Origin of the sequence: Curtobacterium sp. BNK-1, from assembly GCF_048685235.1 — a bacterium.
In the GTDB taxonomy this organism is placed as follows: Bacteria; Pseudomonadota; Gammaproteobacteria; order Enterobacterales; family Enterobacteriaceae; genus Pantoea; species Pantoea agglomerans.
Map to the genome: position 1 here is coordinate 47,077 of NZ_JBLQTJ010000002.1, position 21,101 is coordinate 68,177.

Genomic DNA, 21,101 nt, shown 5'->3' on the forward strand with positions numbered 1-21,101 from the left:
TCGAAGTATATGAATATAGAGATTAAGGGTTTGTGAAAGCCTTATTTCTATTGAATTTAATCAATCCTCGTTAATTAAGAAGGTTGTTATGTTGAAAGTGAACTTGCGTGGTGTGAAGGGTATTATCTCTTCATACACTGTTGATACAAAATCTGAAAATCCTACAACGATCAAAGTTCCGCATCAGGGTGCATTAAATATAGAACTGATCGATAGCGCTACAGGACATGCTCCGCAAATAGTTGTAACCAGGCGCGTTGGCAATAATCTGCAGCTTTTCTTTAGCCAGGATGATTCTCAGCATCCTGATATTGTGCTGGAAGATTATTATGATAATGAAAACGTTCATCTGATTGGGCTGGGCGAAAACGGTCAATTTTATGAATATGTGCCGACTTCCGGCGATGTGGCTGAATACCCGCCAGCTTTAACTGAAGGTCAGAGCGGTGAACAGGTATTAGGTGGTGAAGGATATGCCAGTGCCGATCCGCTGACTGCCAGTGACAACAATTTTGGTTGGTTGCCCTTTATGCTGCTGGGCGGCGCGGCAGGCGGCGTTGCTATTGGTGCGTCCGGGCGTGGTAGCAGTGGCCATGACTCTTCCGCTAAGAGTGTATCGGTGACACTTGATCCTGTTGCGGACAGTGATAATGATGGTCGTCCAGAGTTTTCCGGAACATCGAATAGCCCTGACTCACAGGTTGTCATTCAACTGCCTGATGGCACCCAGATCACGACCCAGACGGACAGTGAAGGTAACTGGTATGTGGAAGCACCGACTTCACAACCAAATGGCACCGTCACTGTTACGGTAACTGATAGTGCGGGCAATAGCGGTAGCCTGACTGAAGAGTTTACTGACACCTCTTCGCCAGAAGCGGCGGTTATAAATAGCAATGATGATGAACAAATCTCAGGTAAAGCAGAACCTGGTTCAACTGTGGTTATTTCCGATGGCAGTACCGGTGAAACCACCACGGTTGTAGTTGATGAAAATGGTGACTGGAGTATCCAGCCTAACCCTGTCCATGAAGGGGATACCGACGTAACTATCGTGGTTGTCGATCCTGCGGGTAATGTCTCTCCGCCGTCCAACGGTTCCCGACCGGACATAACTCCTCCAGATAACATCAACTCCGGCATTGTCAGTGACTCAGTCACCCTGACGGACGACGTCGGTGCGATCACCGGCGAGATTGCCAGCGGCTCGGTCACCGACGACGCGCGGCCGACCCTTTCCGGCGACGCAACCGCCGACATCGATCACGTCAATATCTATGACAACGGCGAGCTCGTCGGCAGCGCAGCGGTGGACGCGGACGGCAAGTGGAGCTGGACGCCGGAGCAGGATATGGCGGACGGCACCTCTCACGACCTGACGGTTGCGGCGGTGGATGCGGCGGGCAACGAAGGCCCGCAGGCAGACGGCGACTGGAGCTTTACCGTTGACACCAGCACGGCGGCTCCGGAAATCACGAACAACACCGAGGACGAGCTGGCCGGTAACGCCGAGCCGGGCGCGGTGATCGTGATCACCGATCCGGTCAGCGACAGCGTGACCAGCACGGTGGCGGATGCTGACGGCCACTGGAGCATCCAGCCGAATCCGGCGGGCGTGGACGCCAAAGACGTCGTGGTGGAAGCCACCGACGAGGCGGGCAACAGCAACAGCGTTGTGATCGACGGCCCCGGCGACAGCACGCCGCCGGATAACCAGACCTCAGGCCTGGTCATCGACAGCATCACCCTGACGGACGACGTCGGTGCGATCACCGGCGAGATTGCCAGCGGCTCGGTCACTGACGACGCGCGGCCGACCCTTTCCGGCGACGCAACCGCCGACATCGATCACGTCAACATTTATGACAACGGCGAGCTCGTCGGCAGCGCAGCGGTGGACGCGGACGGCAAGTGGAGCTGGACGCCGGAGCAGGATATGGCGGACGGCACCTCTCACGACCTGACGGTTGCGGCGGTGGACGCGGCGGGCAACGAAGGCCCGCAGGCAGACGGCGACTGGAGCTTTACCGTTGACACCAGCACGGCGGCTCCGGAAATCACGAACAACACCGAGGACGAGCTGGCCGGTAACGCCGAGCCGGGCGCGGTGATCGTGATCACCGATCCGGTCAGCGACAGCGTGACCAGCACGGTGGCGGACGCGGACGGTCACTGGAGCATCCAGCCGAATCCGGCGGGCGTGGACGCCAAAGACGTCGTGGTGGAAGCCACCGACGAGGCGGGCAACAGCAACAGCGTTGTGATCGACGGCCCGGCAGACAGCACGCCGCCGGATAACCAGACCTCGGGCCTGGTGATCGACAGCATCACCCTGACGGACGACGTCGGTGCGATCACCGGCGAGATTGCCAGCGGCTCGGTCACCGACGACGCACGGCCGACCTTCTCCGGCGACGCAACCGCCGACATCGATCACGTCAACATCTATGACACCGCGAGCTCGTCGGCAGCGCAGCGGTGGACGCGGACGGCAAGTGGAGCTGGACGCCGGAGCAGGATATGGCGGACGGCACCTCTCACGACCTGACGGTTGCGGCGGTGGATGCGGCGGGCAACGAAGGCCCGCAGGCAGACGGCGACTGGAGCTTTACCGTTGACACCAGCACGGCGGCTCCGGAAATCACGAACAACACCGAGGACGAGCTGGCCGGTAACGCCGAGCCGGGCGCGGTGATCGTGATCACCGATCCGGTCAGCGACAGCGTGACCAGTACGGTGGCGGACGCGGACGGTCACTGGAGCATCCAGCCGAATCCGGCGGGCGTGGACGCCAAAGACGTCGTGGTGGAAGCCACCGACGAGGCGGGCAACAGCAACAGCGTTGTGATCGACGGCCCCGGCGACAGCACGCCGCCGGATAACCAGACCTCGGGCCTGGTCATCGACAGCATCACCCTGACCGACGACGTCGGTGCGATTACCGGCGAAATTGCCAGCGGCTCGGTCACCGACGACGCGCGGCCGACCCTTTCCGGCGACGCAACCGCCGACATCGATCACGTCAACATCTATGATAACGGCGAGCTCGTCGGCAGCGCAGCGGTGGAGGCGGACGGCAAGTGGAGCTGGACGCCGGAGCAGGATATGGCGGACGGCACCTCCCACGACCTGACGGTCGCGGCGGTGGACGCGGCGGGCAACGAAGGCCCGCAGGCAGACGGCGACTGGAGCTTTACCGTTGACACCTCGGTGCCGGATAACCAGACATCGGGTTTAGTGGCGGACAGCATCACACTGACCGATGACGTCGGTCCGGTACAGGGCAAGATTGAAGATGGCTCTGTCACTGACGATGCACGTCCGACCTACTCAGGCACGACTACCGCAGACATCAGTTACGTCAATATCTACGACAGTGGCAAGCTGATCGGCAGCGCAGCGGTAGAGGCGGACGGCAAGTGGAGCTGGACGCCGGACAGCGCGATGAGCAGCGGGGCGCACGCCCTGACGGTCGCGGCGGTGGACGCGGCGGGCAATGAAGGCCCGCAGGTAAGCGGTACGGCGGATGCGGCGTGGGACTTCAGCGTCCTGACCAGCGCCCCGGCGCAGCCGGCGATTGAAAACGTGGTGGACGACTACAGCCAGGGCGAGGATGCGGACAGCGGCTTCCTGCAGAAGGGCCAGTTCACCAACGACGGCACGCTGACGCTGAACGGCACCGCGGGCGCGGGGCTGACGGTCATCGTGTGGGCCACTGATGCGGACGGCAACCGGGTAAACGCGGGGTCGGGCGTGGCGGATGACAACGGCCGCTGGAGCATTACCACGGCGGCGCTGGGCGAGGACGGCCGCTATGACCTGACGGCGACGGCGGTGAACGCGGCGGGGGTTTCCTCGGCGGAGACCGGCGCGTTTAACGTGGTGCTGGACACCGTGGCACCGGAGGCGGCCGTGGCGGCGCTGATGGACGCCCAGGGTGAGGTGCAGGGCGAAGTTGCCAGCGGCGGGGTAACCGACGACCGCGCGCCGGTGCTGAAGGGCACGGCGGAAGCGGGCGCGACGGTGACGGTATATCTGGACAACAGCAGCACGCCGGCAGGCAGCACGGTGGCGGACGCGGACGGCAACTGGACACTGGCGCTGGGCACGCTGACGGACGGGGAGCACAGCTGGCAGGTGAAGGTGACGGACGCGGCGGGGAACGAAACCCGCGGCGAGCGCGCGACCTTCAGGCTGGACAGCAGCAGCGTGGAGCTGAGCATTGACCAGGCGAACGACGATGCGGGAAGCATCACCGGCGCGGTACTGAACGGCGGCCTGACCGACGACAGCACGCCGGAGCTGCAGGGCACGGCGGCAGCGGGCGCGGTGGTGACCATCAGCGACCAATCGGGCGCGGTGCTGGGCAGCAGCACGGCAAACAGCAGCGGCGTATGGACGTTCGCGGTGGCGGAGCTGGCTGATGGTGAGCACGTCTTTACGGCATCGGTAACTAACGCAGCGGGCAACAGCAGCGAGGCGAAATTTACCCTGAATGTGGATACCACACCGCCAGAACCAGTGATCATCCAGTCATTACAGGATGACGTCGGTACATTGCAGTTCACCTCACCAGTGGCAGGTAATGTCATTGACGATCCGGCACCGACCTTTACCGGCAAGGCGGAAAAAGGCTCGCTGGTTACGCTTTATGACAATGGCATCCTGCTTGCGACAGTGACGGCAGATGAACTGGGTGAGTGGAGCTATACGCCGACCACTAACCTGCTGGAAGGGACACACGGTATTACGGCGACGGCAACGGATGCTGCAGGTAACGTAAGTGAAATCAGCAGTAGCTGGGATTTTATTATCGATATCACAGCGCCTAACGTTGGGATTTCAGGAAACTCAGAGGAGTCACTGAGCGGTGTTACTGAGCCTGGCGTTGTGGTTGTCATTGTCGATAAGAACGGCACGGAATATAGCGTAGTAGCCGATCAGCAGGGTAAATGGGTGATAGCACCTAACCCAATCTCAGCTGGCGAGTCAGGAGAGATCTACGCTATCGATCCAGCAGGGAACAAGGGCGATACAGTGGCCTTCCAGGGATCTGCACTGGCTACGTATAGCTTGCTGAATGAAAGTATGCAGGTGAACACTACCACCACTGGAGACCAGCTTAACCCGTCGACGACCCGGCTGGCGGACGGCCGCATTGTGGTGACGTGGCAGGGCGCAGGTGTCTCCGGCACCGAGGTTTACATGCAGCTCTTTGAGGCCGACGGTATACGTAAAATCGGCACCGAGCAGCAGGTGAACCAGCGCACGGCCAACAATCAGGACAGCCCGCAGGTGATCGCGCTGACCGACGGCGGCTTTCTGATCGTCTACGAGTCCAACGTTAACGGACTGGACAACAGCGGCGACGGTGTGATGGCGCGCCGCTACGGCGCCGACGGCCAGGCGGTGACCGACGAGTTCCAGGTGAACACCACCTACAGCGGTGCGCAGAACCGTCCGGGTGCGATGGCAACCGCCGACGGCGGCTACATCATCAGCTGGGAAGACCAGGGCACAGGCATCGTGCAGCGCAGCTACGGGGCGGATAACCAGCCGGTGACGGGTGAAGTGACGGTGGCAACCGGCAAGGGCATGGGCAGCTCCGGCGGGCCGGAAATGGCGGCCTTTACCGATGCGGCGCACGGCGGCATGTACGTGACCGTGTGGAACGCCACCAGCGGTCCGGGTGACACCAGCGGCAGCGGGGTTGTCGGGCAGATTTTTGCCGCAGATGGCACGCCACTGGGGGGTAACTTCCAGGTGAACACCACCACGGACAGCTCCCAGAACTATCCGGACGTTATCACCCTGAACGACGGCAGCATCGTGGTGTTCTGGGACAGCAGCGACAGCGGCACCAGCGGCTCTGACATCCGCGCAGTGCACTACCGCGTGGATGCCGCCACCGGAACGCTGACGCTGGTCGGCAGCGGTGACTTCATCGTCAACAGCTACACCAGCGGCAAGCAGTATAAGCCGGTCGGCGTGGCGCTGGATGATGGCGGCTACCTGCTTATCTGGGGCTCCGAAGGCGGCGACGGGGATGGCTCGGCCATCTACGCACAGCGCTTTGATGCGAACGATAACAGGGTGGGACGCGAGTTCCTGGTGAACACCACCACGAGCGGCAACCAGGGTACCGGTGGCGACTCGGTGGATGCAACGCACATCTTTGACGCCGTGCTGACCGCGGACGGCAGCGTATACGTGACGTGGCAGTCGGACAACGTGGACGGTTCGGGAACCGGCATTGAAGGTATCGTGATTGACGTGGATGCGGCGTTCTACTCCGAGTACACGGTGAACACCACCACCACGGGAGCGCAGACGGTCTCGTCGGTAGCCAGCCTGCCGGACGGCGGCGCCATCGTGGTGTGGCAGTCGGCGAGCGGAGACGGCTCCGGCAGCTGCGTCAAGGGTCAGCTGCTGGATGCGAAAGGTCAGCCGGTCGGGGCGGAGTTCACGGTGAACACCACCACAGCGGGCGACCAGATCACGCCGCAGGTTACGGTCCTGACGAACGGCCATATCGAAGTGGTGTGGAGCACGGATTCCGGTGCGCATATCAAGGGTCAGGGTTATACCTACAGCTATGACGGTGCGGGTAATGTAAATGGTCTGGTGGCTGATGGCACAGAGTTCAGCGTTAACACCGGTACCACGGCAAGTAAACTGACTGAACCAGCCATTACCTCGCTGGAAGATGGCGGCTATCTGGTTGTATGGCAGGCAAGCCTGAACGGTAACTGGGCGATTTACAGCCGCCAGTATGATGCAAACGGCACGCCGGTCACGGCGGAGACTGTACTGATTACGACTTCACTGAGCGTAAACGGCGTGCTGGGCTTTGGCGCTGACTGGGAGCCGCTGCCGTCTGTTACGTTACTGAAAAATGGCCAGGTCGCTATCGCCTATACCGTTAAAGGTACCGGGTATGACGCAGGCGTGTCGATCTACGATCCTTCACTGCATGAGGTAACCGGCAGCTTCGTAGCGAACCAGACCCTGACTAATAATCAGGCATCACCTGCAGTAAGCGCGCTGGATAACGGCAACTACGTGGTGACCTGGGACTCTAACGATACCAGCGGACCGGATCAGAACGGTTACAGCGTCTGGGGCCGCATCTATGCGGCAGACGGTACGGCGCTGACCAGCGAGTTCCTGATCAACACGGCAACAGCAGGCGATCAACATCTGGCGAAAGTCGTGAGCCGTCCTGATGGCAGTTTCGTTGCACTCTTTATGTCTGCAACAGATACGGCACCGGGTGCAGGTACCAGCGGCATCTACGCGCAGTACTTTGATGCAGCAGGTAACAAAGTGGGCCAGCAGATGCAGATCCATCAGCTGACCTATGGCGAGCAGGTTGAAGTCGATGCGACCTTCCTTGCGGGCGGTCAGCTCTACGTGACCTGGACTGACAAAGGTGTGGGTGACGGCGAAGGCTCGGCGATTAAAGGACGCGTTGTGGATCTGGTGGAAACACTGGGACTGGAGCAAATGACGCCGGACAACAACGATCCGACGACCATTGACTATCAGCCTGCGACGACACCAGCGTCGAGCGACACCGATGTACTGCCGCCGAACGTGGGTCTCTCTACCAATACTAAGGAGACTCTGGGTGGCCAGACCGAAGCAGGCGCTACTGTTATCGTGACGAATGCGGCTGGAACGGTTTACTCCACGGTGGCAGATGCTGAGGGTGTATGGAGTATTGTACCTAACCCACTCAGTGTCGGTGAAAACGGAACGCTCTCGGCTATTGACGCGGCAGGTAACCAGAGCCAGCCAGTATTGATCTCCGGAGCCGCACTGAGTGCTTACGATCTGCTGAATGAAAGCGCGCAGGTGAATACCACTACCACAGGCGATCAGCTCAACCCGTCGGTCACCCGGCTGGCGGACGGCCGCATCGTGGTGACGTGGCAGGGTGACGGCACCTCCGGCACCGAGGTTTACATGCAGCTGTACGAGGCAGACGGTGTGCATAAAATCGGCACCGAGCAGCAGGTGAACCAGCGCACGGCCAACAATCAGGACAGCCCGCAGGTGATCGCGCTGACCGACGGCGGCTTTCTGATTGTCTACGAGTCCAACGTTAACGGACTGGACAACAGCGGCGACGGCGTGATGGCGCGCCGCTACGGCGCCGACGGCCAGGCGGTGACCGACGAGTTCCAGGTGAACACCACCTACAGCGGTGCACAGAACCGTCCGGGTGCGATGGCAACCGCCGACGGCGGCTACATCATCAGCTGGGAAGACCAGGGCACAGGCATCGTGCAGCGCAGCTACGGGGCGGATAACCAGCCGGTGACGGGCGAAGTGACGGTGGCAACCGGCAAGGGCATGGGCAGCTCCGGCGGGCCGGAAATGGCGGCCTTTACCGATGCGGCGCACGGCGGCATGTACGTGACCGTGTGGAACGCCACCAGCGGTCCGGGTGACACCAGCGGCAGCGGGGTTGTCGGGCAGATTTTTGCCGCAGACGGCACGCCACTGGGGGGTAACTTCCAGGTGAACACCACCACGGACAGCTCCCAGAACTATCCGGACGTTATCACCCTGAACGACGGCAGCATCGTGGTGTTCTGGGACAGCAGCGACAGCGGCACCAGCGGCTCTGACATCCGCGCAGTGCACTACCGCGTGGATGCCGCCACCGGAACGCTGACGCTGGTCGGCAGCGGTGACTTCATCGTCAACAGCTACACCAGCGGCAAGCAGTATAAGCCGGTCGGCGTGGCGCTGGATGATGGCGGCTACCTGCTTATCTGGGGCTCTGAAGGCGGCGACGGGGATGGCTCGGCCATCTACGCACAGCGCTTTGATGCGAACGATAACAGGGTGGGACGCGAGTTCCTGGTGAACACCACCACGAGCGGCAACCAGGGTACCGGTGGCGACTCGGTGGATGCAACGCACATCTTTGACGCCGTGCTGACCGCGGACGGCAGCGTATACGTGACGTGGCAGTCGGACAACGTGGACGGTTCGGGAACCGGCATTGAAGGTATCGTGATTGACGTGGATGCGGCGTTCTACTCCGAGTACACGGTGAACACCACCACCACGGGAGCGCAGACGGTCTCGTCGGTAGCCAGCCTGCCGGACGGCGGCGCCATCGTGGTGTGGCAGTCGGCGAGCGGAGACGGCTCCGGCAGCTGCGTCAAGGGTCAGCTGCTGGATGCGAAAGGTCAGCCGGTCGGGGCGGAGTTCACGGTGAACACCACCACAGCGGGCGACCAGATCACGCCGCAGGTTACCGTGCTGTCAGATGGCACTTTCCAGGTGGTATGGAGCACGGATTCCGGTGCGCATATCAAGGGTCAGGGCTATACCTACAGCTACGACGGTGCGGGTAACGTGAACGGCGTCGTGACTAATGGCGCAGAGTACAATGTGGACTCCAGCACCGCCGCCAGCAAAATGCGCGTTCCGGTGATCACTTCGCTGGAAGACGGCGGTTATCTGGTGGTTTGGGAAGCGAGCCTGAACGGCAACTGGACGGTCTATGGTCGTCAGTATGACGCAAACGGCACGCCGGTCACGGCGGAGACCGTGCTGGCAACCACGACCCTGAACGCAAATGCCATCATTCCTGAATGGGAGCCGTTGCCATCTGTTACAACGCTGGAAAATGGCCAGGTTGCGATTACTTATGCGATTAAAGCCACCGGATATGATGTTGGTGTGTCAGTTTATGATCCGTCAACGCATGCTGTAACAGGCAGCTTCGTAGCGAACCAGACCCTGACTAACAATCAGGCGTCATCCGCAGTCAGTGCGCTGCAAAACGGCAACTACGTGGTGACCTGGGACTCTAACGATACCAGCGGACCGGATCAGAACGGTTACAGCGTCTGGGGCCGCATCTACGCGGCAGACGGTACGGCGCTGACCAGCGAGTTCCTGATCAACACCACGACGGCTGGCGATCAGCACATGGCGAGGGTGGTCAGTCAGGCTGACGGCAGCTTTATTGCCGTTTTCCTGTCAACAACCGACATCGCACCGGGTGCAGGTACCAGCGGTATCTACGCACAGTACTTTGATGCTGCGGGTAATAAAGTGGGCCAGCAGATCCAGATCAACCAGCTGACCTATGGTGAGCAGGTTGAAGTCGATGCGACCTTCCTGGCGGGCGGTCAGCTCTACGTGACCTGGACCGATCAGGGCGTGGGCGACGGCGATGGCTCAGCAATCAAAGGCCGCTTAGTTGATCTGAACGAGACACTGGGACTGACGTCTGAAACGGGATCGACGCATATTGAGTATCAACCTGCTCAGTACGATCTTAATGGCACTTCAGGTAATGATGTACTGGATGCACGCGGCGCGAATTCCGTCGATGCAAAAGAGGGCGATGATACTATCGTCATTAACAGTACTCATTTTAGCAGTGTGAAAGGAGGAGAGGGTCACGATACGCTGGTCTGGGATTCTAATAACGATTTAGAACTCGGAACGGTATCAGGAAAAATTAGTGGAATTGAAGCTATCCATCTGGGTAATAACACGGCGCAGACATTATTTATCAGCGCCAGCGATGTGCTCGAAATTACTAAAGATAATGGTAGTGAAGCGAACACATTACATATTACGGGAGATGTTGGAAGTTCAAACAATAGTAATGCAACTGATACCGTTAATATTGGAAAATCAGAATGGACGGCTTCAGCCGCACAAACTGAAAATGGCGTTAATTATGACGTCTATACCAATAATGATGACACCACTGTCAAGCTGTTAATCCAGCATGGCTTAAACGTTATCTGATAGAACTGGCGATGACTTCGGTCATCGCCAGCTTTTTTTCACATCAAACTCACCTGATGGGCCTGTTTAAGGCAGGCCCATCAGGTGAGCCTCAGATCTGATTGCATAGATGAAAAAAATAAATAAAGGCATGTGAGTAGCATGTAAAACCTAAATATTTATTTTTAGCAGAATTAACGTTGCCATATGACATGTCGGGCGGTTAAAACAGTTCCGGTCGCAGGATTGAATTAGCGACAGAGAAAATTAGCCATCCCACTTTATTTGTTATTTTGAGTTAACTATGAAAAAAACCTTGTTCACTACAAAATCCAGATGTTCGCTGCATGGTTTAATTGCGGGATTGCTATTTTTTAATCCCCTGTTAAATGCCCATGCAACGGACTTTATTGAAATGATTCGTATGACAGCCGACCATCCGTCGGTAAAGTCTGCTTTATCAAACAGCACCGGTGCTATGTATGATATCGATCAGGCAAAAGCCGCTGATGGTTTTCAGGTCAGCACGGGTATCAGCGCATCAGGATATTCAGGTCAACCCGGTTATGAGAATAACCCGGTCTCCCCGCATATCACTGTTAGTAAATTACTTTACGATCACGGACGTACTGATGCGAGCGTTGCCGGAAAGCAGGCAGCTTATTCCATGCAGCAGGCTCAGGTAAATGTCACGCGCGAAAATCTCAACGAGCAGGTGCTTACTCTTTTTACCTCTGCAGCCACTAATGCCACAGTTGTCGCTGTGCTGGATAAAGAAATTAACGCACTGCAGGATCTGCTTAATCGGGTAAAGAATATTGCCAGTATTGATAGCGGCAGAGCTTCTGAGATCAATCAGGTTGCGACTCGCCTCAATTCGGTGATTGCCAGTCGTGAAATGAGCTACACCACCTATATACAAGCGCAGCAGCAACTCAGCTCGCTGCTGAACCACGAGATTGTTATCACCAGAGGCCTGCCCGATCTGAAAAAAGCGGGTCTGTTGCCCGCGTCACTGGCACAGGCACAACAGGTACTGAAAGAAAATCCCAACTGGGCGGTCTCACGCGAGCGTAAAGAGGAGGCGAGAGCCGCAGTGGATCTGGCCTCTAAGTGGAACAGGCCGAAATGGAGTGTGCAACTGAGTATGGACAGTCCAAAGCGCAACGGTGAAATGGAACCGTTTAAAGCGGTGACGTTACAGGTGAGCAGCGATATCAATCTTTGGGATGGTGGGGCTGGCAGGGCAAATGCCAAAGCTGAAACTCAGCGACTCATTGCCGCAGAGGCGGATCAGGATGCAACACTCCGGACATTGAAACAGCAGCTGGATCAGCTGTGGGTCTCCTTACCGCTTCGTGAACGCCAGCTCAATGCATTACAGAGACAGTCAGAAACCGCGTTGAAAACCTGGAAAGCGGGGGAAGTGCAGTTCTTCGCGGGGCAGCGCCCGTTAACGGATTTAATCTCGTTTGCTACCGACTATTACACCAGTCTCGCAAGTTATCAGGAGCAGCAGATGCAGTATCTGGCTGCGCAATGGAACATCGTTGCGGCACTGGGTAAAACCAGCCAACTGGTGCAGAAGGTTAACGCTTTACCAGCGAATATCATCGAAGCGGTGCACTAATCACGCTGACGTAAAAAACGAGTATTTCTGGCCGCTGTCATGCTTTGCCGCCAGACCAGAATGAATTAGTTGTCCAGGGGACGCCATTGTGACTGATATACAATTTGAGCCTGCTGGCTCTGAACTGAATGCTGAAAACAGAGTGTTATCCAGATCGCCATCAGATACGCAGGAGACTTTGCTGGTTGCACTGCAAAGCGCACTGCGCCTGTTTGACGTCCGGCTTACGCTAAATGCTTTACGTGTGGGTATGCCTGCATTTCCACCAGACGCTGATATCAGCGCCCAGAATGACTGGGCATTGCGCACGCTGCTGAGCCGCGGCATGAGTGCTGCCTGGCAGAAGATTGACCTGACGGATGTGAAAAGCTTTGTTCTCCCCGCCATCATGCGTCTGGAAACGGGCTACTGCGTGCTGACACAGTGTAGCGAAAAGAAGTGCGCCATTATCGATCCCGCACTGGGCAGCCAGCCTGTTGAGGTCGATTTCGCTCGCCTGGCTCAGCACTATAGCGGCGAGTTGTTGCTGCTGCGACCTAAGTCTTATCTTGATCATCGTGCCGATGACATTGTCCATGTCGGTAAAGGGCACTGGTTCTGGAATACTTTGTGGGGATTCAAACGTTATATCTTTGAAGCCGCCGCATTGTCAGTCGTTATTAACCTGCTCGTTCTGGCGATGTCCGTATTCACCATGACGGTTTATAACCGGGTACTGCCTAACCAGACCTACGTAACACTCTGGACGATGGCTATCGGCGTGAGTCTGGCGTTGTTGTTTGAACTGGCTGCACGGCTGGGTCGGGCCTGGATTACCGATCGCGCCGGTAAAAAGATCGATCTGGTGTTGGGCGCACAACTTTTTCGTCACGTGCTGAACGGCAAAATGTCGGGTCGAGCCCAATCCAGCGGTGCATTTGGCAATGTCATGCAAAGCTTTGACAGCGTCCGCGAGCTTACTACGTCAGCCGCTTTAACGACGGTTGCTGACTTACCCTTTGTTTTACTCTTCCTGGTTGTAATCCATCTGGTTGCCGGGCCACTGGTCTGGTGTGTGATCCTGATATTAGTGGTCATCGTGGCGATGGTGCTGCTGATGCAGATCCCTTTGAAACGCCACGCTGAAGAGTCAATGAAAATAGGCAGTAACCGTTACGGTCTGGTTATTGAATCACTGGATAATCTTGAAACCATTAAAGTTCTGCGTGCTGAAAACCTGGTCGCCTCTAAACACGATGTTGCCAGCGTAAAACTCTCTGCAGTGAATATGAAATCGCGGTTCCTTGCCACTATGGGCTCAAGCGTCATTCAGACGACCCAGCAGTTTGGTACCGTTATTCTGCTGGTCTGGGGTGCTTATCTGGTCGGTGATGGTGATATCTCAATGGGAGGCATCATTGCCACTATGACCCTGATGGGGCGCGCCATAATGCCCATAGCAACGCTTGCCGCGCTGGGATTGCGTATTCAGCAGGCAAAAACCTCGCTGGCCATCCTCAATAAAGTGATGCAGGCCCCTGCTGAACGCGATAATGAGAAGGTTTATGTGCAGCTTCCCCAGGGCAGCCAGACCGGGATTGTCTGTCAGGGCGTTTCATTACGTTATAAAGACGATTTACCGGCCATCGTTGAGCAGCTAGATGTCCGGTTCTGTCAGGGCGAGCGGGTTGCCATACTGGGCAAAATGGGCAGCGGTAAATCTTCGCTGCTGCGCATGCTGGTTGGGCTATATCCACCCACAACAGGCACGATCACCATTGCTGGCGTAGATATAGGCCAGGTCGAGCCGGTGGAATTACGGACTCGTATCGCGCTGGTCAATCAGGAACCACGTTTTATGTATGGTTCGCTGCGTGACAACCTGGTGATGGGAGCACCCTATGCCAGCGACGAAGAACTGATGGCCGCTGCCAAAATGACCGGGGTGAGTGATATTGTCGCGGCCCATCCCATGGGCTTTGGTATGCCTGTCAGTGAGCGTGGTGAAAACTTTTCCGGTGGACAAAAGCAGGCGATAGCCCTGGCTCGCGCCATTCTGTCGAATCCGGATGTTCTGCTACTGGACGAACCTACATCGGGGATGGATATGGGGTCGGAACGCACTATCCTGCAGGCGCTCATCCCGGCAATGGAAGGCCGAACCGTGATTATCGTGACCCACCGTCCGGCAGTGCTGAAATACGTTGATCGGGTGATTGTGATGGATGAAGGCATCAAAGTAGCTGATGGGCCGCGTGAAGAAATTATCGGTTTATTAAACAGCGGGAAGATCCCGGCCGCATCGGTGCTGCGTAACGCAGCGAAACATGCTGGCGTTGAGATAAGCACAGAGCGTCAGCCACAATCTGGCGAGGTAACAGTATGAGCAGCCTGTCCCCTGATAAAAACGTTGATCAAAAGCGCCTGACCGAACATACAGCCAGTGACATGGTGAGGGCCGCCCGTCAGGATCGCTGGGAAGGCTGGCTATTTATTGCCTGGGGCAGCGTGGCGTTAATGGTGCTGGTAATCGTCTGGGCCGCCAATTTCAACATCGAAGAGGTGACAACCGGGTCAGCCAAAATTGTTCCCAGTTCCCGCGAACAGGTTTTGCAAAGCCTTGAGGGCGGTATTTTGCAGGAGTTAATGGTGCATGAAGGCGATACGGTTGAAAAAGGTCAGGTTGTGGCCAAAATCGATCCCACGCGCGCCGAAGCCTCCTTCCGCGAAAGCGCTAACCGCCTGCTGGCACTGAAAGCCCAGGCTGCGCGTCTTGAAGCAGAAGCGACCGGCAGCGAGCTTGTGTTCCCGCCAGAGGTCATGAAAGTACCTGAACTGGTTACCCGTGAAACCGATGCCTGGAAACTACGCAAAAGGGCGGTAAATGAATCAATTGAAGGCTATCTGAAGTCAAAAACATTGCTGCAGAAAGAGCTTGAAATGGCGCGACAGCTCTCAGCCAGATCGCTGCTGTCAAAAACTGAGGTTCTGAAACTTGAGCGTCAGATGAATGATGCCGAATTGCAAATTACCGAGCGAAAAAACCGCTACCGTAACGAGGCTAACGATGAACTGTCCAAAGTCGATGTTGAGATGACAAGCCTGCAGGAAACTGCCCATGGCCGCCATGATACGCTTGAGCGTACTGAAGTCCGCACGCCAGTACGAGGCATTGTTAACAGTATTAAAATCAATACGCTTGGCGGTGTGATCCAGCCTGGTGCCGCAATAATGGAGGTGACACCGTTGGATGACCAGCTGCTGGTAGAAACCCGTATCCGGCCCTCTGATGTGGCTTTTCTGGCACCCGGTCAGGAAGCTGTGGTAAAAATTTCTGCCTATGACTATTCGATTTATGGCGGCCTGACCGGACATGTTCAAAGTATCAGTTCGGGCGCGCTAAAAGATGAGGAAAGTAAGGCTGCCCGCAGGCCAGGCGTCGATGATACTTATTACCGGGTGATGGTATTAACGGAAAATAATACGCTGACGAAAAGCGGCAGTCAGGAACTACGGGTTATTCCCGGTATGACGGCCACCGTTGATATTCGTACGGGAGAGAAGAGCCTGCTGCAATATCTGTTGCGTCCTCTGTTGCGCGTACAGGAAGCGTTTCGCGAAAAGTAAAACCTGCCTGAATGTAAAAAAGCCAGCGCTATAGCTGGCTTTTTTACACAGAAGTCCGGAATTATTTCAGAATGAAGAGCCGATCAACATCGATTTCGCTATGACCGTCATCGCGATCTACCTCACCCGTTATCCGTACCTTTTTACCAATAAGGAAGCCGTCGTCGTCTTCGTCATCCTCGTCGACATCAATACGTATACGACCCGTTGAGTCCTGTAACCAGTAGTGGTCATCGTCAGCCCGTCCACTAATCGTACCGGTAAGGGTAACATGACGTTCGTCTCGCATGTTTTTTGCTTCTGCGATGGTGGACTCCTGCCGTGCGAAAGCGGATCCTGAGCAGATCAAGGCCAGCAGCATCCATAATGTTTTTTTCATTAACACCTCCTGTTATACGAGCGCTTGCTGCACGTTGATTCTAAAAACTAAAACGGTAGCCAGCATTAACCTGACGTTGGTTAAAACGTTTTCCGTCTACCATATCTGCCTCCAGGAAGAGCGTATGGCTGCTGATTTGGGCACTCAGGCCGACGCCGTTATTCCAGCCATTTCCTTTAAAGGAAAGACGTTCATTTGATCCGTTCAGAGCATAAGCAGCATCCCCGGCATACTCGCGCATTACACCCGTTTTTACATAGGTGTTGAGTTTGTAATTGCTCTGATTGATTTCATACCCTGCCAGCACGCTTGCCCGGCTCATCAGTGATTTGTAGCTTGAAAGTGTGATATTGAGACCATTAGACGCACCTACGGAAGCACCATCCTGATGACCTGCTGTCAGCTGTAGTTGCGGTTCAAGATAAAAACCTGCCAGCCGATCAGAGAAGCTGAACTTTTTGCCCGCCTCAAGCGATCCGCTCAGACCTGAAGAGACACCGTTACCGGATACCTGGTTATTCTGTGTATCGTGAACATTGAACTGATTCCTCAGCCGGTTGACTTTCACAACGCCATCAACATAGAAACCGGCATCATTTACCCAGGTGGTGTAGAAGCCATAATGCTCAGAACGGATGTTGCCGTTACCATTTTGGTAATGAGGCGATCCTTCAGTTACCCCCATGAACAGGCCCAGATAGATCGGAATTTCATCGGACAAACGTTTATCGACCCCAAACTGATAACCGGTGTAGTTCAGGCTGAAACGGCTCAGCTTGCCATTATCAAAGCCGCTGAACCGTCCATCTATAGCGCGCAGCCAGACATTCCCGGCTGTCTTACCCTGACGAACATCACCCATACGCTGCATCAGCGTCTGCATTTCGGCATAGTTCATCAGATAGCCAGTGTTGAGGAAGTTAGCCCCTGCGTTGGCCGTGCTGGTAATAGGGGAAGTTGCGTTGTCTTGCCCGGCAGGCGCCGTACCACCGTTATCGGCTGGAGTCGCGGCAGGCTCATTAGCAGGAGTTGCGGCAGGCTCATTAGCAGGAGTCGCGGCAGGCTCATCCGCAGGGATAACGGCCGGATCATCTGCTTCAGGGGTTTCTGGTGCTTTAGGTGAGGAGAGTACCCAGTTGTTGCCTTGCTTATTGACCGAGTAAACATAGCCACCAAGTTCCACGTCGGCGTTACCTTTAAAGGTGGCGATGCCATCAGTCGTTTCAACCACAGTCAGTACTTCGTTGCCAGTGGTGACGGCACTGCCGCGGTTCTGTATGGTCAGACCGTAATCACCGGAACTACTCTCTGTCACCACAACTTTATCGCCAATGTTATTCACGCCAGCACCATCGCCTGCCAGATTGGTGCGCAAGGCGAAGTCGCCGCTGCCGCTGAGGTTGGCGATAGTCAATGTTGAATAGGTTGCGTCATCCGAGGCTGCAGAGAGGTCAACCAGCGAGTTACTCAATGTCAGATTATCGACATTGGATGTTCGCGATACACTCCAGGTGCTGTCGGTCAGATTAACGTTCAGATGGCCATTATTGACGTTATCGCTGCTGGCGCTGCCAGACCAGAGTGAACCCGATGTCAGATTGAGGTCGATGAGTCCGGCCCGGGATAAAACGCTACCAACGATCTGCGCTTTTCCGTCGGTGGTGATGACACCTGCTGCATAACCATCATCATATTGCGTAGCCATGGCTATCCCATTCGGAGAGCCCATATCAATGGTCAGATCACCTATAAGATTCGCTTTACCACCAGCCATGGCGAAGACACCTGTAGCATTCTCCGGGCCGGTAATGGTCACTGCATCACCGTTAACTGTGCCACCGCTTGTGGACCAAATACCCAGGGTCATGGTATCCACATTTTTCATCATAATATCGGTGTTCTGCAGATTAATGGTTGCGCCGATTGACTGTGCGGATACGCCATAAAAACCTGCTGAATAGACCGTATTGCGTTCTTCTTCACTGCCAATGAAGTTAACGATGGCATTGTCGCCCATAGCCACAATGCCGCCAGTCTGATCAGAGGAGATCACGCTACCGGCACCAATGTTTGACAGGCTGTTGTCACGGCCTGACAGACCTGCAGAGGTCTCACCCGCAGTACTGATTGTCAGATGATCGGCCTTCAGCTCACCCCAGCTCCAGATGCCAGCAGAAAGATCGCCAGTGGTAATAATGGTCGAGTTACTGCCCAGATCAACAGAACCATTATCCTGGATATTAATACCCTGCGAATTATTGCCAAGGGTGTTGATCGTCAATGCATTTGCTTTCAACGTGGCCACGCCATTAATCGACTCACCGGTCAGGTTATCAACCTGAACGGCATTACTGTTAAGACCATTCGTCTGTAAATTACTGTCGTCGCCCAGACTGGCGTGACTTCCGTAACCACTGACGCGCAGAGCCGTTCCGCCAGTGCCCTGGGTGCTTATTTGCAGGTTATTTGCCTGCAGCGAGGAACTATTGCTGACAACGACGCCCTCGGCGAAAGAATCACCTGATGCTACCGTGGTGACCGAGGAACCTGATCCTAAACTGGCGGTTACATTTTTTCCGCCGAACTCAATGCCGACCGCTGTTTTACCGGAAACGTTGAGGGTTAACTTATCTGCAGTAAATTCACTGTTTGCCGCTTCAATAAAAATCCCTTTTGCATAACGTTCAGCATCTGTCACGCGAACTGTGCTGCCGCTGCCGATGGTAACCGTTGCGGCGGTAGCGCCATTAACCAGGATGCCATAATAACCGTCGCCAGATGACTGGTCGGCAATCAGCGTGGTGCCATCAGTTAAGATGATCTCATTGCCTGTCTGGCTTCCGATGACTGCAGCATAGCTAATCAGAGGCACAACCCCCATCCCACTTGCCAGCATTAATGCTTTTGCGATTTTATTTCGCGGGAATTTATTATTCATCTCAGTCACTCTTCCTTAAGAATTTATTGATAGTCTGATCGTTAAATGGCACCTGAATCGTGAGTTGTTATTCAGGTGTTAAGCAGCAGCGATATTTAAGCGATACCAATAAGTTGTAGGTTTTATTGATCCCATTAATGGCAGTGCGCATACAAATGTTGCGGGATTATGCAGCGGGAAAAGGATTTATGTAAAGGCATCGCAACTGTGCCTGTTTTAAGTAAACGTTAAAGGCGATGCCGTATCCGCGATGAATTTCCATTAAAAATTAAGATAATGCATCGATTGTAATAATGGGGTTTTTGTTAATTATCTTCACATGCATTCTAATTTTGGCTTTATTCATTTTTTAATTACTGCATTAAAGGTCTATCTGCTTATGTGTCGCGTGAGGTTGTTAAGCGCGGGTTTAGTGGCAGCACGCTATAATTATGCATCGATACCCATAGTGGTGAGTGCAGAGTGGACGGCAGAATGGAAACATGATGATTGTCACCCCTGAGGTTAACATGTGGCAGGAGAAAGGAGGATTCCTGATAAAGTCGTTGTTGTGCTATCAGACTTAATCACACCACTGGAGGGTAAATGCTTAATTCACAAAAATAAGGTTAAGAGAGGTTTTATGACCGTCACAAACAGGTTAGCAGGAGTTTCACTGATGTTACTGGCTTCACTACTTATCGCCTGCACACCGAACAGCAAGGAACCGCAGCGTTTAACAATGCGTAATCCAGCCAGTGAATATTGCGTTAATCGCGGTGGTCAGCAGGTCCAGGAAAAATCTTCGGCAGGTATAACAACCTATTGCCTGCTACCCTCTGGAGAAAGGATTGAGCAGTGGGCTCTGTATCATCGTGACCATCTGAAATGAATTCCCGTTTTGTTCGCCTGCATGCTCCCTGTTCGGGCGAACAACATTTAAATTTAATGGTATTGCATCATCTGAATCTGCTTAATACACCCTTGCTTAACGACTGAGCAGCCTTTTTTATCACCCTGACACGATTTGCCGTTCCGTGATCGGTGCTGGTGGAGCATGAGCTAAATTGGCAGCATATCGCCTGAACAGATAATCATTATCGTAGTCGTGTGAGTCCGTAAGGCATTATTTGTACGAGCTTTTCTGAATACAACAGATGAAGCCAGTTTTGGCGTCATATTTAAAACGGTTTACAGTGGTCTGGCAGGTTTGTCTTACTATTTCTTACAGCGCTTTATGTCGTGCGTTTGTTGAGAATGACAGAGCATCACAGCACTAAAGGTGATGCTCTGATTTATCTGTTCACCGATTCTGCCCGACGGAGATCAAAATGCATCGCGCCAGGATTATCAGGAATTGATGATCTGCAGGGTGATCAGCCCTCAGCAGATAATGGGTTATGAGTGATCATGCCCTCCTTTTTACGCCTCAGCACACCAGTCTCCATACTTCTGAAGGAACTTCACTGTAGGTTTCATTCATTATTAGTTCGGCTTTACGATGATCGTAAGCGCCTTCAAATGAAGAGAGGTCGTCACCAGGCAGTTTTTTCCGCATATAGCTTGTTACGATATCCAGAATATCGGTTGACGGGCAGTTCCTTAACTTATTCAGATAGTAGACTTTGTCCATAATATTCTTGCTGCTTTAACCTGTGAAATGAGCTTATACGCAGTCTGAACTTAATTTATGCAGACGCGCCGTTATATCAATGCTGCCAGGCGAGAGTAAGCTTCTCCTGACAACAGATATACTTGTTTCCTTACGCATCGGATACATTCGGGCGCGATCACTCGCACGC

Annotated in this window: 9 protein-coding genes; 6 read left to right on the forward strand and 3 right to left on the reverse strand. The window is 54.9% G+C overall.

The features are described from left to right. The first annotated feature begins 88 nt into the window (after positions 1-88). The 5 genes from ACMGGP_RS19305 to ACMGGP_RS19325 all read left to right on the forward strand — a co-directional run bounded on the left by ACMGGP_RS19305 (position 89) and on the right by ACMGGP_RS19325 (position 16,003). On the forward strand, positions 89-2,548 hold the full coding sequence (locus ACMGGP_RS19305; protein WP_498798737.1) for an Ig-like domain-containing protein: 2,460 nt from the start codon (positions 89-91) through the stop codon (positions 2,546-2,548). Beyond that, the gene (locus tag ACMGGP_RS19310; protein ID WP_498798738.1) at positions 2,479-10,788 is read left to right on the forward strand and encodes an Ig-like domain-containing protein; all 8,310 of its coding nucleotides are present in this window, start codon (positions 2,479-2,481) and stop codon (positions 10,786-10,788) included. The genes ACMGGP_RS19305 and ACMGGP_RS19310 overlap by 70 nt, the downstream gene beginning before the upstream one ends. Before the next feature lie 394 nt (positions 10,789-11,182). After that, complete coding sequence (locus tag ACMGGP_RS19315) at positions 11,183-12,397, forward strand: TolC family protein (protein ID WP_498798739.1); 1,215 nt, start codon at positions 11,183-11,185, stop codon at positions 12,395-12,397. Positions 12,398-12,485: 88 nt separating this feature from the next. After that, entirely contained in the window at positions 12,486-14,762 is a 2,277-nt protein-coding gene (locus tag ACMGGP_RS19320; RefSeq protein WP_309600721.1) for a type I secretion system permease/ATPase, read from the forward strand. Further along, positions 14,759-16,003 (forward strand): HlyD family type I secretion periplasmic adaptor subunit, encoded by a 1,245-nt coding sequence (locus tag ACMGGP_RS19325; protein WP_010257175.1) that lies wholly within the window; start codon positions 14,759-14,761, stop codon positions 16,001-16,003. Before ACMGGP_RS19320 ends, ACMGGP_RS19325 begins: the two co-directional genes overlap by 4 nt. A 61-nt stretch (positions 16,004-16,064) precedes the next feature. Here ACMGGP_RS19325 and ACMGGP_RS19330 read toward each other — a convergent pair whose 3' ends face one another. Continuing rightward, the gene (locus ACMGGP_RS19330) at positions 16,065-16,382 is read right to left on the reverse strand and encodes a NirD/YgiW/YdeI family stress tolerance protein (protein ID WP_033760000.1); all 318 of its coding nucleotides are present in this window, start codon (positions 16,380-16,382) and stop codon (positions 16,065-16,067) included. Between the two features lie 40 nt (positions 16,383-16,422). Beyond that, positions 16,423-19,320, reverse strand: coding sequence for an autotransporter outer membrane beta-barrel domain-containing protein (locus tag ACMGGP_RS19335; protein ID WP_498798740.1), 2,898 nt, complete (start codon positions 19,318-19,320; stop codon positions 16,423-16,425). Positions 19,321-19,978: 658 nt separating this feature from the next. Between ACMGGP_RS19335 and ACMGGP_RS19340 the strand changes: the two genes are divergently transcribed. Further along, positions 19,979-20,191: a putative hemolysin gene (locus tag ACMGGP_RS19340; RefSeq protein ID WP_228312813.1), complete on the forward strand. Its 213-nt coding sequence runs from the start codon at positions 19,979-19,981 to the stop codon at positions 20,189-20,191. Between the two features lie 537 nt (positions 20,192-20,728). Here the strand turns inward: ACMGGP_RS19340 and ACMGGP_RS19345 are convergent. Next, complete coding sequence (locus tag ACMGGP_RS19345; RefSeq protein ID WP_010257166.1) at positions 20,729-20,932, reverse strand: Hha/YmoA family nucleoid-associated regulatory protein; 204 nt, start codon at positions 20,930-20,932, stop codon at positions 20,729-20,731. Positions 20,933-21,101 lie beyond the last annotated feature (169 nt).

Coding starts and splice junctions, on each gene's coding strand:
- ACMGGP_RS19330 (WP_033760000.1), bottom strand. CDS start 16,382: ATGAAAAAAACATTATGGATGCTGCTGGCCTTGATCTGCTCAGGATCC.
- ACMGGP_RS19305 (WP_498798737.1), top strand. CDS start 89: ATGTTGAAAGTGAACTTGCGTGGTGTGAAGGGTATTATCTCTTCATAC.
- ACMGGP_RS19340 (WP_228312813.1), top strand. CDS start 19,979: ATGTTACTGGCTTCACTACTTATCGCCTGCACACCGAACAGCAAGGAA.
- ACMGGP_RS19345 (WP_010257166.1), bottom strand. CDS start 20,932: ATGGACAAAGTCTACTATCTGAATAAGTTAAGGAACTGCCCGTCAACC.
- ACMGGP_RS19315 (WP_498798739.1), top strand. CDS start 11,183: ATGATTCGTATGACAGCCGACCATCCGTCGGTAAAGTCTGCTTTATCA.
- ACMGGP_RS19325 (WP_010257175.1), top strand. CDS start 14,759: ATGAGCAGCCTGTCCCCTGATAAAAACGTTGATCAAAAGCGCCTGACC.
- ACMGGP_RS19335 (WP_498798740.1), bottom strand. CDS start 19,320: ATGAATAATAAATTCCCGCGAAATAAAATCGCAAAAGCATTAATGCTG.